Origin of the sequence: Vaginisenegalia massiliensis (assembly GCF_900604935.1) — a bacterium.
Lineage (GTDB): Bacteria > Bacillota > Bacilli > Lactobacillales > Aerococcaceae > Vaginisenegalia > Vaginisenegalia massiliensis.
This window is the reverse complement of the sequence record NZ_UWPC01000005.1, coordinates 26,731-41,644: the sequence shown is the minus strand read 5'-3', so window position 1 is coordinate 41,644 and position 14,914 is coordinate 26,731. Positions and strand designations below refer to the sequence as shown.

The window sequence follows — 14,914 nt, the reverse complement described above, 5'->3', positions numbered from 1 at the left end:
CTCTGGACTATTACATTGAATAGCCCCTTGGGGGTTCTGTTCGCTTTTTTATAGGAAAAAAAGGAGGAAGAAAATGACCGATCGATTAATTAAAGCCTTAGCTTTTGATGGGCAGGTGCGCGTTTTTGTTTTGGATGCAAAACAAACGGTGCAAGAAGCTAAAGAAAGACATCAAACTTGGCACACAGCGACAGCGGCTTTAGGTAGAAGCTTGGCTGCGACCGCTTTATTGGCCGCAAATTTAAAAGGGCAAGAGCGGGTTTCAGTTGAAGTCATTGGTTCAGGTCCCCTAGGACGTATTGTGACAGATGGTGACAGTCAAGGTAACGTTCGCGGCTTTGTCAATAATCCTAAAGTTGCTTTAGAATTGAATAGTCAAGGCAAACTTGATGTAGCTGGCGCAGTGGGCTTGCCAGGAAGTCTAGTTGTGCGCAAACATATGGGAAGCGGCGAACCTTTTGCTGGTCAAGTTCCTCTTGTGTCGGGTGAATTGGCTGAGGATTTTACTTATTATATGGCTGTTTCTGAACAGACCCCATCTGCGATTGGCCTAAGTGTCTTAGTCAATGCGGATGAAAGTGTAGCCGCGGCTGGCGGCTTTATGCTTCAAATGATGCCAGGAGCTGACGACCTATTAGTCGACTTATTAGAGGCTCGAATTAAGGAATTGGGACGCTTCTCTGATTTGCTTGAATCACAAAAAACATTAGAAGAATTGCTTGATCTCTTAGTTGGTCCAGGAAATGCGCAAGTGTTAGAAGAAATTCCTGTTAGCTTCCATTGCCCATGTGATAAAGAACGATTTGCGAAAGGAATTCGGTCAATTGGTAAGGAAGAAATCCAAGCCATGATTGATGAAGACCACGGAGCAGAAGTAGTCTGCCATTTCTGTGGTGATCGCTTTACCTTTAGTGAGGACGAACTAAGTCAACTAGTTGCTGAGATTGATCAACAACGGACAGAAGCAAGTGAAGAATAGGAGGTCCTATGTTTAAAATTGGTGATATACAGATTAATAACCCAATCGTCGTAGCGCCGATGGCGGGCGTCTCCAATGCGGCCTTTAGGACCATTGTTAAACAATTCGGTGCGGGCTTGGTCGTCTGTGAAATGATATCGGACAAAGGTATCCAGTTTCGTAATGAAAAAACCTTGAGCATGCTCCATATCGATGAAAATGAGTACCCTCTAAGTATTCAAATTATGGGAGGGAATAAAGATACATTGGTAGAAGCTGCTAAATATGTAGCGACTCATACAGATTGTGCCATCATTGACATTAACATGGGCTGTCCCGTTAATAAAGTAATTAAGGCTGAGGCAGGTGCCCGTTGGTTATTGGATCCTAACAAAGTCTATGAGATGGTAGCTTCCGTTGTCGATGCGGTTGATAAGCCGGTTACCGTTAAAATGCGAACAGGCTGGGATGAGCAACATCTCTATGCGATTGAAAATGCCTTAGCAGCTGAACGAGCGGGCGCTTCGATGGTTGCCATGCATGGCCGGACTCGAGTACAAATGTATGAAGGACAAGCAAATTGGGATATTTTGGCGCAAGTGAAGAAGGAATTAAAAACCATTCCATTTGTGGGAAATGGTGATGTTCGAACGCCGGAACAAGCAAAACATCTTTTGGATACTACTGGTGTTGATGGTGTGATGGTGGGCCGAGCAGCCTTAGGTAATCCTTGGGTGATCAAGCAGATGGTTCACTATGTGGAGACAGGTGAATTATTACCGCCGATGACTCCGCGGGAAAAGATTGATACCGCGATAGACCACTTGGATCGTCTAGTTAATCTTAAAGGTGAGAAAACCGCTGCTCGCGAATTTAGAACGCAAGCCCATTATTATTTGAAGGGAATTCCGCGATCTTCAAAAGTCAAAGTAGCAATCAACGAGACAGAAAATCCTCAAGAAGTGAAACAAATGTTGCGTGAATTTGTTGAATTGACGGAAGAACGCATGGCTAAGGAAGAAGCTCGGAAAGCTCAATTAGATTCAAATCACGATGAGGATTAATGATAAATTAATCACATTGATTAAAAAAACGTTTCCAGACCATGACAAGTGTCTGAATATCGGTTAGAATGAAAAAAGTAATATTGATAAAGGAGTGGAAGAAGATGGCAGACCATCAAGTAGATGAACAATTAGAACTTAACGATCAATTATTGGTTCGTCGTGAGAAGATGCACCAAATGGCCCAAGCAAATGTTAATCCGTTTGCCTCAGGCTTCGAAAGAACCCATATCTCAGCGGAGATTATGAGCGCGTATGAACATGTCAGCAAAGAAGAATTTGAGACTCAAGATAAGGTGTACGTAGCGGTAGCTGGTCGTATCGTATCTAAACGGGTTAAGGGTAAAGCTGGTTTCGCTCATTTGTTAGATATGGCTGGAAAGATCCAAGTCTATGTGCGTCAAGATGGTGTTGGTGAAGAAAGCTATCCTTGGTTTAAAATAGCTGACTTAGGCGATATTGTTGGTGTAAAAGGTTATGTTTTCCGTACAAACACTGGCGAAATTTCCATCCATGCAACTGAATTCTATCCACTCACTAAGGCGCTAAGACCGCTTCCAGATAAATATCATGGATTGACTAATACAGAGCAACGTTATCGCCAACGTTATCTTGATTTGATCGCGAATGAAGACAGCCGTCAACGTTTTATTTTACGTTCGAAGATTGTTCGCGAAATTCGCCGTTATCTTGATGATCAAGGCTATTTAGAAGTGGAAACACCTGTCTTGCATAACATTGCTGGTGGTGCTGCGGCTCGGCCATTCATTACTCACCACAATGCATTAGATATGGAATTATACTTGCGTATTGCGACAGAACTTCATTTAAAACGCTTAGTTGTAGGTGGTTTTGAAAAAGTGTATGAATTGGGTCGCGTCTTCCGGAATGAAGGGGTTGATACAACGCATAACCCTGAATTTACGACAATTGAAATCTATACTGCATATACGATGTACCAAGATTGTATGGATTTAGTTGAAAATACTATTCGGACGGTGGCTGAGCGTGTCTTAGGTCGGACAACAGTCAACTATGCCGGTACGGATATTGAATTAGGCAAACCATGGGCACGTCTTCATATGGTTGATATGATCAAAGAAGCAACTGGTGTTGATTTCTGGCAAGAAATGACTTTCGAAGAAGCTAAAGCTTTAGCTGAACAACATAACGTTGAAGTGTCTAGCCATGATACAGGGGTTGGCCATATTATCAATAATTTCTTTGAAGAGTTCTGTGAAGAGCGTTGCATCCAACCAACTTTCGTTTATGGACATCCGGTTGAAGTTTCACCGCTTGCTCGTAAGAATGAAGAAGATCCTCGCTTTACCGATCGTTTTGAATTGTTCATTATGGGTAACGAATATGCGAACGCCTTTACTGAATTAACCGATCCGATTGACCAACGCGAACGTTTTGAAGCACAACTTGAAGAGAAAGATGGCGGTAATGATGAAGCCCATCCAATGGATGATGATTTTATCGAAGCCTTAGAATATGGTTTACCTCCAACCGGTGGTATTGGTATTGGTATTGACCGTTTAGTAATGCTTTTAACTGATTCACAAGCCATCCGTGATGTGCTTTTATTCCCAACTTTACGTAATAACTAAACGACTTGTTCGCGAGAGTAGCTCGGCTACTCTCGCGAATTTTTTTGTACGTAATTCAGTTCATTTGCATACTATTTGTGTGGCTGTTTGATATAATATAGCCAATAATAAGGAGGCGATTTTATGGAATTTGTTCGCGAAGAGAGAGCTATTCGACACTATGATCAAGCGGGTCAAATGGATGCAGAAATCACCTATTTGCCGACAACAGATCCCAAGGTAATCGCGGCTAATCACACCTACGTTGCGGAATCTTTACGGGGGCAAGGTGTAGCTGGAAAGTTGTTAGGGGAACTAGTTGCTTTGGCTCAGGAAAATAGTTGGAAAATAAAAGCAGAGTGTTCATATGTAGTTAAGAAATTTCGAGAACAGCCGGAAAAATATGCGGCGATTGAAGCATGAGACTGAAAAGTATCGGTTAATTTAGCTAAAGTAATGACTCAACTAGAAAACCCCCATCTCTACGATTAATTAGATCGTAGGGATGGGGGTTAATTATTTTGGCCAATGACCGTCTAGTGAACAACCAAGCTTTATTTATAGCGAAAGTTTGAAACTAGTTTTGACTGTGAGGGTTTGAATCAGGATTTGCAGAGTTTAAGTCGGTACTATTGTTTTGAGAATCTAAAGAGATAGTCGGTGACACTGTTTTGGCGTCAGACGCGACTGTGGTCTGCTCTGTAGTATGGGAAGATTCCTCTTCATCGGCAGCTGGATCCGCTAGCGTTGGCTTCATTTGGGTGACTTCCTCGCTAGTAATTTGAGTTGTCTGGGTGCTTGTTTCTTCTAGGATAGGGTTTGTCGTGGTTGTGGCTTCATTTGATACTTGTGTGTGATTTTGTTGAGCTGCAGGGTCATTGTATTCAACTTCTGGAACATTGTGGCCATCATTTGGTTGGCTTAGTTCAGTCGTTAGAGTAGGTTCATTTGCTTCAATTTTTGTTGGAGCAAAGAGTTGTTCTAAGGTTTCCATTGTCAGGTAAACATCTTTAACTGTTGAATTTGGATTGGCTTTGATTCGGCTAGCTTCAAGGAGAGCAGCATTAATTGCCCGATAGTGTTCAGGGTTTTTGCCGAGGACTTCGCGGTCGCGACGTAGACGTGTTTGCCACATTAAATCGGTTAAGTCTGCTTTAACATATAAATTAGCCCGTGAATTAAGATTTAAATCAGGTGTTTGGGCAGCTGTTTGTTTTAATTGTTCTAACTCTTTTATCCGCTGTTGGATTTTATCGTTACCAGTGTGAGGATCGGATAAAGCGATCAGAGCCCGAGTGATGGAGAAACCATAATCTTTGTGGATAGACACATCCTTGTTTCTTAATTCGTTCGTGGCATAATCAATTGAATCAATGACCGTTTTAAGTGCCGCCATTCTTGAACCAATCGAGCCGATTGGGTAGAGGGTATCTACTTCTTTGACTTTATCAATTTCGCCACCTAATAAATCAATTAATTTGAAGGCTTCTTTGAGGGCTTGGTCATATTTCTTATGATGAACTTTATTAGCTAGAGTCGTGAGGCGTTCCTTTTCACTTTGTAATGTTTCTTTGTTATTCACGATTAGCTTGTCTTTAACAATATCGGGTAGTACTAAATCTTTCGAAACGATGGAATCAACTGGGTGACCTAAGCTAGTTTCCAAGGCTGTTTGTAATTCTTTAACTGCCAAATCAATCTCAGCCACCGTTGTTTTCGGATTCAGTTGAATACCAACGGCATGAGTAATCGCGGCGTTAAGGGCATGGTATTTATCGGCACTTTGCTTACCTAGCACTTTTTGATCGCGTAAGAAGCGAGTATTCCAAATAGCGTTATCTAATTTGGCTTTGACATAAATGGTCGCAATATCTTCAGCTTTTAAATCAGGGTAATCTTTGATTTCTGTTTTTAAGTCGATTAAGCGTTGAACATGTTTATCGATGCTAGCTTGAGAGGCGAAAGGATCGGATAAGGCAATCAAGGCTTTGGTAATGGTGTAACCGATTTGTTTATGAGCATCGTTGACTTTGTTAGTGGCTTCGGTAGAAGCGAAGACAATACTGTCAATGATGGTGACTAAGGCTTCAATACGACTACCAATTGTCTCAACTTTAAGTGGAACTTTATTGCTTGAGCTACCAGGTTCGGCAACTGTTTGATCTTTAACCTTCTCTACGAGTTTGAGAGTACGTTCGATGATATCTTGGTAGTTACCACCTTTAGCAATTAATTTAAGGTGCTCAAGTTGAGTTTCTTTTTGTTGCAAACGATTTATTTTACTAGCAATGTAGGCTGATCGATCCCGTTTTTCTACTTGAACAACATGACCTTGGAGCGCTTGGCTTAAATGTTGGTCGAGTTCAGCTACGGCTGCGTCTATTTCTGCCATTGTTGAAGTAGGATCTAATTGGATGCCTACCGCTTTAGTAATGGCTTTGTTTAAAGCGTGATATACATCAGCTGGGAGTTGGCCGAGAATTTTTTTATCTCGGGTAAAGCGGGTTTGCCAAATAGTACGATCTAGTTTAGCTTTTGCGTAGATGGTAGCGGTATCTTCAGGACTTAAATCAGGAAGAAGTTGAGCCACTTTTTTCATTTCTTGTAATTCGCTAATCCGTTGTTCTAACCGGTCATTAGAAGCTAAAGGATTTAAGAGAGTGTATACGAGATGGGTTACTTTTAAACCCATGATGTTATGGGCTTCGACGACTTTTTTATCTAAATGATTTACGCAGAAATCTATGGCCTCGATAACTTCTGTCATGGCAATCAAGCGTGGGCCAATTGAATTTAAAGCGTAGATTGTGCTAGGGTCGATACCTTCGCCTTTAGTGATGGCGGTAGCGTCTGAAATTAGGGTTTCGATGATGTTGAAGCTCTGATTAATAGTGTCTTCATATTTAAAACCGAGCGGAGTATAACCTAATGCTGCTAAATGGCTTTTTTGTTGTTGTAACTTGTTAAGAGCCTGAGTAAGATCTGCAGTAGAATTTGCAGGTTGAACAATTGGGGGAGCTTCAGCCGCCCAAACCGCTTGGCTGGCTACTGGTGTAGCAACTTGAGCTAAAAGTAACGAACACGAGAGAACTAAGGGAAACTTTTTCATCTAAACTCCTCCATAAAAAGTAATTGTTACTTTTTATTATATTTAAAAGGTTTTTTTAGTCAATAAAGGGCTTTCAATAATTTTAAGAGAATAGTTGGAAAAGTTTTTAATTTATAAAGATTTTGAAAGACTAATACAAAATGACAATAAATTGGGTCCTGTTTAAGTTTTTAATTTGATAAAATAAAACGCCTGGAGTGGTTGACTCTCTTTGGGGGACATGTTATGATGTCTAAGGTGTTTTTATTGACAGATTCCTGTAAATCAGTCGTGCTGACTGCCTTAGATTCACCCGCCAATAGTAATCACCCGACTGGGGTGTTTATTATTTTTAATATAAAATGACACACTTGGATGTGTGGACTAGAACAAGTGATGGGAGGAGGACCTTTAATGCCAACAATTAATCAATTAGTTAAGAAACCTCGTAAATCTAAAGTTGTGAAATCAAATTCGCCAGCTTTGAATAAAGGTTATAACAGTTTCAAAAAGTCTCAAACCGATAACGACTCACCTCAAAAACGTGGTGTATGTACCCGTGTCGGCACTATGACACCTAAGAAACCTAACTCAGCTTTACGTAAATATGCCCGTGTACGTTTATCAAACTTGATGGAAGTAACGGCTTATATCCCAGGTATCGGCCACAACTTACAAGAACACAGCGTTGTTCTTATCCGTGGTGGACGTGTAAAAGACTTACCAGGGGTACGTTACCATATCGTTCGTGGCGCTTTGGATACAGCTGGTGTAAACGGCCGTATGCAAGGACGTTCTAAATACGGAACTAAGAGACCAAGAGGCTAATTAGCCAATCTACTACTTAATTAACCATATCCAGAAAGGAGGATTTTGAATGACTCGTAAAGGACAAATCGCGAAACGTGACGTTTTGCCAGATCCAATTTACAACTCAAAATTAGTAACTCGTACAATTAACCGTTTGATGGTCGATGGTAAACGCGGTAAAGCAGCTTCAATCTTATACTCAGCGTTTGATATCGTTCGTGAACAAACCGGTCAAGATCCAATGGAAGTTTTCGAACAAGCTATTGAAAACATCATGCCATTATTAGAAGTTAAAGCTCGCCGTGTAGGGGGTTCTAACTACCAAGTACCAGTTGAAGTTCGTCCAGAACGTCGTTATACATTAGCTGTTCGTTGGTTAGTAAGCTATTCACGTTTACGTGGTGAGAAAACCATGGAAATGCGTTTTGCTCGCGAATTAATGGATGCGGCTAACAATACCGGTGCTTCTGTTAAGAAACGTGAAGACATGCATAAAATGGCTGAAGCTAACAAAGCTTTTGCACATTACCGTTGGTAAGATTTATAATGATACTGTCAGAGTGTTTTACTACTGGCAGTGTCTTTTGACATCAACTCACAAATTTGAAAGAGGGGTAAATATACATGGCGAAGAGAGAATTTTCTCTTGAAAAAACACGTAACATTGGTATCATGGCCCATATCGATGCTGGTAAAACGACAACTACTGAACGTATTTTGTACTATACTGGCCGTATCCACAAAATTGGTGAAACTCACGAAGGAGCTTCACAAATGGACTGGATGGAACAAGAACAAGAACGTGGTATCACCATCACATCTGCTGCTACAACAGCTCAATGGAAAAACCACCGTGTAAATATCATCGACACTCCTGGACACGTAGACTTCACTGTTGAAGTTGAACGTTCTCTTCGGGTATTAGATGGTGCGGTTGCTTTATTAGATGCGCAATCAGGTGTTGAACCACAAACTGAAACGGTATGGCGTCAAGCTACTACTTACGGCGTTCCACGTATCGTATTCGTTAACAAAATGGATAAAATCGGTGCAGACTTCTTATACTCTGTAGATACAATCCACAAACGTTTACAAGCAAATGCACACCCAGTGCAATTACCAATCGGTTCTGAAGACAACTTCCAAGGTATTATTGACTTGTTGACCATGAAAGCTGAATACTACACAAATGACGAAGGAACAAACATTGAAGAACGTGAAATTCCTGAAGAAATGCGTGAATTAGCTGAAGAATGGCGCATGAAGTTAGTTGAAGCAGTTGCTGAAACTGATGAAGAATTAATGATGTCTTACTTAGATGGCGAAGAAATCGATATCGATACGCTTAAAGCAGCTATCCGTAAAGCGACTGTTAATGTTGAGTTCTACCCAGTGTTCTGTGGTTCTGCCTTCAAGAACAAAGGGGTACAATTAATGCTTGATGGTGTTATTGACTACTTACCATCGCCATTAGATGTTCCAGCTATCAAAGGTATTGTACCTTATGAAGAAACTGAAACTGAACGTCATGCAAGTGATGAAGAACCATTCTCAGCTTTAGCCTTCAAAGTTATGACAGACCCATTCGTAGGACGTTTAACTTTCTTCCGGGTATATTCAGGAACGTTAGAGTCAGGTTCTTATGTTAAGAATGCAACTAAAGACGTTCGTGAACGTGTTGGTCGTATTCTTCAAATGCACGCCAACTCACGTCAAGAAATTCCTGAAGTATTCTCTGGTGATATTGCAGCTGCTGTTGGTTTGAAAAATACCACCACTGGTGACACATTATGTGATGAAAAAGCTCCAGTTATCTTAGAATCAATGGAATTCCCTGAACCAGTTATCGAAGTAGCGATTGAACCAGATTCAAAAGCTGACCAAGATAAAATGGGTATTGCTTTAGGTAAATTAGCTGAAGAAGATCCAACCTTCCGTGCGTCTACTGACCATGAAACTGGTCAAACAATTATCGCTGGTATGGGTGAGCTTCACTTAGATATCATTGTTGATCGTTTGAAACGTGAATTCAAAGTAAACGCAACAGTAGGTGCACCACAAGTATCTTATCGTGAAACATTCCGCTCTTCATGTCAAGCTGAAGGTAAGTTCGTTCGTCAATCAGGTGGTAAAGGTCAATACGGTCACGTATGGGTTGAATTCACACCTAATGAAGAAGGAAAAGGCTTCGAATTTGAAAATGCGATTGTCGGTGGGGTTGTTCCTCGTGAATATGTCCCAGCAGTTGAAGCAGGTCTTAAAGATGCAATGGAAAATGGTGTCTTAGCTGGCTTCCCAATGGTAGATATCAAAGCTAAGTTATACGATGGTTCTTACCACGATGTCGATTCATCTGAAACAGCCTTCAAAGTGGCTGCATCGATGGCATTGAAAGCGGCGGCTAAGAAAGCTAATCCATCAATCTTAGAACCAATGATGGCTGTAGAAATTACAGTTCCTGAAGAGTATTTAGGTGATGTAATGGGTCACGTTAACTCTCGTCGTGGTCGTATCGAAGGTACAGAAACACGCGGTAATGCTCAAATCGTTAAATCAATGATTCCATTATCTGAAATGTTTGGTTACGCGACTACATTACGTTCTTCAACTCAAGGACGTGGTGTCTTCTCAATGACTTTCGATCACTATGAAGATGTACCTAAATCAATCGCTGAAGAAATCATCAAAAAATACGGTGGTAAATCAGAAGAATAATCAGTAAGGATTGTTCTATCATGCGGGGAATATCCGCCTAATGATTGATTTTAAGCGGATTTCTCTGTATAATTATCTTTGGTAGGTTTAATTTTAAATCTATAAAACAAGTACATTAAACTTTAGGAGGAAATACTCAAAATGGCAAAACAAAAATTTGATCGTTCTAAACCCCATTTAAATATCGGTACCATCGGACACGTTGACCATGGTAAAACTACTTTATCAGCTGCAATCGCAACTGTATTAGCTAAAAAAGGTTTTGGTGAAGCTCGTTCATACGACCAAATCGATAACGCTCCAGAAGAAAAAGAACGTGGAATCACAATCAACACTTCTCACATTGAGTATGAAACAGCTACTCGTCACTATGCTCACGTTGACTGCCCAGGACACGCGGACTATGTTAAAAACATGATCACTGGTGCTGCTCAAATGGACGGTGCTATCTTAGTAGTATCTGCTGCTGATGGTCCAATGCCTCAAACACGTGAACACATCTTATTATCACGTCAAGTAGGTGTTCCTTATATCGTTGTTTTCTTAAACAAAACTGACATGGTTGACGATGAAGAATTATTAGAATTAGTTGAAATGGAAGTTCGTGACTTATTATCTGAATACGAATTCCCTGGTGACGATACTCCAATCGTAGCTGGTTCAGCTCTTAAAGCTTTAGAAGGCGTAGAAGAATACGAAGAAAAAGTTATGGAATTAATGGAACAAGTTGATGCTTACATTCCAGAACCAGAACGTGACACTGACAAACCATTTATGATGCCAGTCGAAGACGTATTCTCAATCACTGGTCGTGGTACAGTAGCAACTGGTCGTGTTGAACGTGGACAAGTTCGCGTCGGCGACGAAGTTGAAATCGTTGGTATCGCTGAAGAAATCAGTAAAACAACTGTTACTGGTGTTGAAATGTTCCGTAAATTATTAGATTACGCTGAAGCTGGTGACAACATCGGTACTTTATTACGTGGTGTAACTCGTGATCAAATCGAACGTGGACAAGTTTTAGCTAAACCAGGTTCAATCACTCCTCACACTAAGTTTAAAGCTGAAGTGTACGTATTATCTAAAGAAGAAGGTGGACGTCATACTCCATTCTTCACTAACTACCGTCCACAATTCTACTTCCGTACAACTGACGTAACTGGAATTTGTGAATTACCAGAAGGTACTGAAATGGTAATGCCTGGTGATAACGTAGCTATGACTGTAGAATTAATCCACCCAATCGCTATCGAAGAAGGAACTAAGTTCTCTATTCGTGAAGGCGGCCGTACTGTTGGTGCTGGTGTGGTTTCTTCAATCGAAGCTTAATTTTAATCTTGTTTTTGAAGCGCTCTTCGGAGCGCTTTTTTTATTTAATCAGTCCTTGGTGACGGGTCTTATGCATGCTATACTTAAGATGAAAAGAATATGTAAAGGAGTGACAGCATGTCACAATGGAACGAATTAATTAGTTCATTTTCCCGTGAGCTTCCTGGTGTTTTAGGTGCGGTCTTAATACTAATTGTAGCTGTTATATTAGCGACAATCGCTAAAAAATCGTTAGGTCGTCTCTTGCGAAAACTTAGCTTTGATCAAAATTTGATCAAATGGGGCATGGCTAAGAATGACCAGGAAAGTGATGTCTATATCGATACGATAGGGTCTATTCTTTACTTTGTCATTATTCTATTTTTCTTACCGGTAGTCTTAAGTGGGCTAAATGTGGGCGGAGTAATGGATCCTATTGTGAATATGTTCAATAAATTCTTGAGTTATATTCCGAATTTAGTGGCAGCTATTATTATCTTGGTCGTTGGTTCTTATTTTTGTAAATTTGTAAAATCACTTGTCCAAAACATTCTAGAGACGATGAAGGTAGATCGATGGTTTGATAAAATAACTGGAGCACAAGATAGTATAGAAAAGTCCGAATTATCGATGGCAGAAGTTCTTGCTTCGGTAGTCTATGTCTTGATTTTTATTCCTATTTTGACCGTCTCCTTAGAAACGATGGGTATTAAATCGATTTCTGTTCCGATTGTTGGTGTCTTAAATCAGGTACTAAGCACCATACCTAATATTTTCGTAGCGATTGTTCTTTTAATCGTAGGTTCTTTTATTGCTAAACTAATTGGTGATTTAATCGAGAGTTTACTGGCAACTTCGGGAATTGATCAATATTCAAAACATTTAAATTTTAAAGGACAATCTGTGATTCGTATTTCTAATGTTACGGCTCAAATTCTACGCGGTGTCCTAATGATATTCTTTATTGTAGAAGCTTTATCGGTTCTCAAACTTGAAGTGTTAAATAATATAGGTAATGCTATCATAGCCTATATGCCCCTTCTTCTGAGTGCCTTTATTATTTTGGCGCTTGGTGTAATTGGTGGTAATATTTTAGGCTCTTTCTTGTCTGAGGTATCGGGTAGTAAGTTATTTGGTGAATTTGTCCGTTATGGGTTAATTATCTTATCGGTCTTTATGACCCTAGATCAACTAAAATTCGCTCAAACCATTGTCAGCACTGGCTTTGTTTTAATTTTAGGTTCGATTTCCTTTGCTTTTGCTTTAGCTTTCGGTTTGGGAGGGCGTGATTTTGCAGCCAAGCAATTGGAAAGAATCGATCATGCTTTGAATGAAGATTCATCTCAGCGCAATCAAAATGATTAATTCCTACCTGATTAAAGTAGGAGAAATTCAAGATTAATTGGAAATCTAATAACTAAATAATTATTTGGAAATAATAGAAAAGTGTTTATTAAGTTGCTAACTAACAGTCAACTGTTGGTGGGCAACTTTTTTATTTACTTGAATACATACGATTTAATGAGAATAAAATGAGAAAAAGAAGAAGTTATTCCATTCCATATTCAAAAATGCAATTCCATCGCAATAACGAATATTTATCATACAGATAATAAATATTAAAATCAAATTATAATTATTAATCTTATTTTAATAAAAGTATTGACTAAACCGTTTTGAAACGCTACAATCTCATTAAATTCTAATACAACGGAGGAGTAAAAATGAAAATGAGGTTTAAGTGGTTTAATAAATTTATGTTACTGACTTTATTGGGAGGAGCATTATTACCTGCCGCACCAGTATTGGCTCAAGGTCAAGTTTTAAACGTGCAAGTAGAAGTCGAACCTTCCTCACTCGATTCATGCGTAGCCACAGACGGAACTTCCTTTGAAGTAATGGGGGCTATTAGTGAAGGGTTAATGATTCAAGATGAAAAAGGGAATGCCGTTCCAGCCTTGGCAGAAAAGGTTGAGACAAGCCAAGATGGGAAAACGATTACTTACAAGTTAAGAGAGGCTCAGTGGTCTAATGGCGATCCAGTTAAAGCGCAAGATTTCGTATTTGCATGGCGTCGTCTAGCTGATCCAAAAACTGCTTCTGAGTATTCGGATTTATTAGATATTGCCTCAATTGAGAATGGTAAAGATGTTATTTCGGGCAAGAAGAAAGTAGAAGAATTAGGGGTTAAGGCTCTTGATGACAAAACACTGGAAGTGAAGTTGGAACAGCCGACGGCCTTTTTTAATGACTTAATGGCTTTCCCGCCTTTCTATCCAATTAACCAAAAATTCTTTGAATCAACCAAAGGTAAGTACGCTACTTCAGCCGATACAATTTTAGCAAATGGTCCATTTAAAGTGGCGAACTATCAACCAGCAGGTTCTTCCTTCGAATTAGTTAAAAATGACCATTATTACAATAAGAATGCTATTAAATTAGATGGTATTAAGTATCAAGTCATTAAAGATTTCCAACAAGCCGTTCTAGCTTATCAGACAGGATCCGTTGATCTCATTAGTTTATCGGGTGAACAGGTGGACTTATTCAAGGCAGATCCTGAATTTAAATCAGTAGAGGGAAGTTATCTTTGGTATATTGCACCAAATGAAAAGAATAAAGATTTAGCTAATCAAAATCTACGTTTAGCTTTAGGGACAGCTTTTAATCGTAAGACTATTGTTGAAAACGTTCTGAAAGATGGATCTCTGCCTGCTACGTATCTTGTACCAACTAAAATTGTGAATGGACCAGACGGAAAGGATTATCGGGAAATGGCTGGAAAAGACTTAATGGTATCGGATCAAGCCAAAGCTAAAAAATTCTACGAACAAGCAAAAAAAGAACTGGGTAAAGATAAATTTAAATTTAAACTTTTATGTGAGGATACAGAAGCTTCAATTAATGTCTCTCAATCTCTTGAAGCTCAGATTGAATCGACCTTACCGGGTGTGGACATTCAAATTGAACAAGTTCCTAAAAAGAATCGTTTACAACGGATGGATAAAGGAGACTATGAATTAGGCTTAACACGTTGGGGACCAGATTATAAGGATCCATCAACTTATCTTCAATTATTACTAACCGGTGGTAACTATAATTATGAATCTTATTCAAATAAAGAATATGATCAATTATATGCTGACGCTATGACAGGTTCACTTGTTCAAAAGCCTAAAGAACGATTTGAAGCTTTTGCAAAAGCTGAAAAAATCGCTTTGAGCCAAGGAGCTGTTTTGCCAGTTTATCAAAAATCAGCCGCAATCATGACGAAAGCCAATGTTAAAGGGATTCAATTTAATACGGTGGGTGTTCCGCGTCAATATAATAAGGTAACTAAACAATAAGCCAATCTCGATGAACCATTCAGACTGCTTGT

General features: G+C 39.6%; 11 protein-coding genes. 10 read left to right on the top strand and 1 reads right to left on the bottom strand.

Features of this window, described 5'->3' with window-relative positions; genetic code table 11:
• Nucleotides 1-73: 73 nt before the first annotated feature.
• From hslO to EIH20_RS04470, 4 genes are all read left to right on the top strand, one after another.
• Nucleotides 74-979, top strand: a complete 906-nt coding sequence (hslO, locus tag EIH20_RS04485) for an Hsp33 family molecular chaperone HslO (protein ID WP_124058177.1) — start codon at nt 74-76, stop codon at nt 977-979.
• 8 nt (nt 980-987) lie between these two features.
• Nucleotides 988-2,022, top strand: coding sequence for a tRNA dihydrouridine synthase DusB (dusB, locus tag EIH20_RS04480; protein WP_124058176.1), 1,035 nt, complete (start codon nt 988-990; stop codon nt 2,020-2,022).
• A gap of 104 nt (nt 2,023-2,126) precedes the next feature.
• Complete coding sequence (gene lysS, locus EIH20_RS04475) at nt 2,127-3,635, top strand: lysine--tRNA ligase (protein WP_124058175.1); 1,509 nt, start codon at nt 2,127-2,129, stop codon at nt 3,633-3,635.
• Between the two features lie 123 nt (nt 3,636-3,758).
• Nucleotides 3,759-4,037: a GNAT family N-acetyltransferase gene (locus EIH20_RS04470; RefSeq protein WP_124058174.1), complete on the top strand. Its 279-nt coding sequence runs from the start codon at nt 3,759-3,761 to the stop codon at nt 4,035-4,037.
• A gap of 154 nt (nt 4,038-4,191) precedes the next feature.
• On the opposite strand, the gene EIH20_RS04465 is transcribed toward EIH20_RS04470, so the two are convergent.
• Nucleotides 4,192-6,723 (bottom strand): CAMP factor family pore-forming toxin, encoded by a 2,532-nt coding sequence (locus EIH20_RS04465; protein WP_124058173.1) that lies wholly within the window; start codon nt 6,721-6,723, stop codon nt 4,192-4,194.
• Nucleotides 6,724-7,116: 393 nt separating this feature from the next.
• Between EIH20_RS04465 and rpsL the strand changes: the two genes are divergently transcribed.
• The 6 genes from rpsL (at nt 7,117) to EIH20_RS04435 (ending at nt 14,882) form a co-directional block, all read left to right on the top strand.
• The gene (gene rpsL / locus EIH20_RS04460) at nt 7,117-7,530 is read left to right on the top strand and encodes a 30S ribosomal protein S12 (protein ID WP_124058172.1); all 414 of its coding nucleotides are present in this window, start codon (nt 7,117-7,119) and stop codon (nt 7,528-7,530) included.
• A 49-nt stretch (nt 7,531-7,579) separates the two neighbouring features.
• Nucleotides 7,580-8,050: a 30S ribosomal protein S7 gene (gene rpsG / locus EIH20_RS04455; protein ID WP_124058171.1), complete on the top strand. Its 471-nt coding sequence runs from the start codon at nt 7,580-7,582 to the stop codon at nt 8,048-8,050.
• Nucleotides 8,051-8,136: 86 nt separating this feature from the next.
• Nucleotides 8,137-10,227: an elongation factor G gene (fusA, locus tag EIH20_RS04450; RefSeq protein WP_124058170.1), complete on the top strand. Its 2,091-nt coding sequence runs from the start codon at nt 8,137-8,139 to the stop codon at nt 10,225-10,227.
• 141 nt (nt 10,228-10,368) lie between these two features.
• Nucleotides 10,369-11,556, top strand: a complete 1,188-nt coding sequence (gene tuf / locus EIH20_RS04445) for an elongation factor Tu (RefSeq protein ID WP_124058169.1) — start codon at nt 10,369-10,371, stop codon at nt 11,554-11,556.
• Nucleotides 11,557-11,673: 117 nt separating this feature from the next.
• Entirely contained in the window at nt 11,674-12,900 is a 1,227-nt protein-coding gene (locus tag EIH20_RS04440) for a mechanosensitive ion channel (protein WP_124058168.1), read from the top strand.
• Between the two features lie 359 nt (nt 12,901-13,259).
• Nucleotides 13,260-14,882, top strand: a complete 1,623-nt coding sequence (locus EIH20_RS04435; RefSeq protein ID WP_124058167.1) for a peptide ABC transporter substrate-binding protein — start codon at nt 13,260-13,262, stop codon at nt 14,880-14,882.
• Nucleotides 14,883-14,914 lie beyond the last annotated feature (32 nt).

Bases quoted from the DNA above. Each gene is read 5' to 3' on its own strand.
- hslO (WP_124058177.1), top strand. From the start codon at position 74: ATGACCGATCGATTAATTAAAGCCTTAGCTTTTGATGGGCAGGTGCGC.
- fusA (WP_124058170.1), top strand. From the start codon at position 8,137: ATGGCGAAGAGAGAATTTTCTCTTGAAAAAACACGTAACATTGGTATC.
- EIH20_RS04465 (WP_124058173.1), bottom strand. From the start codon at position 6,723: ATGAAAAAGTTTCCCTTAGTTCTCTCGTGTTCGTTACTTTTAGCTCAA.
- rpsL (WP_124058172.1), top strand. From the start codon at position 7,117: ATGCCAACAATTAATCAATTAGTTAAGAAACCTCGTAAATCTAAAGTT.
- dusB (WP_124058176.1), top strand. From the start codon at position 988: ATGTTTAAAATTGGTGATATACAGATTAATAACCCAATCGTCGTAGCG.
- EIH20_RS04470 (WP_124058174.1), top strand. From the start codon at position 3,759: ATGGAATTTGTTCGCGAAGAGAGAGCTATTCGACACTATGATCAAGCG.
- EIH20_RS04440 (WP_124058168.1), top strand. From the start codon at position 11,674: ATGTCACAATGGAACGAATTAATTAGTTCATTTTCCCGTGAGCTTCCT.
- EIH20_RS04435 (WP_124058167.1), top strand. From the start codon at position 13,260: ATGAAAATGAGGTTTAAGTGGTTTAATAAATTTATGTTACTGACTTTA.
- rpsG (WP_124058171.1), top strand. From the start codon at position 7,580: ATGACTCGTAAAGGACAAATCGCGAAACGTGACGTTTTGCCAGATCCA.
- tuf (WP_124058169.1), top strand. From the start codon at position 10,369: ATGGCAAAACAAAAATTTGATCGTTCTAAACCCCATTTAAATATCGGT.
- lysS (WP_124058175.1), top strand. From the start codon at position 2,127: ATGGCAGACCATCAAGTAGATGAACAATTAGAACTTAACGATCAATTA.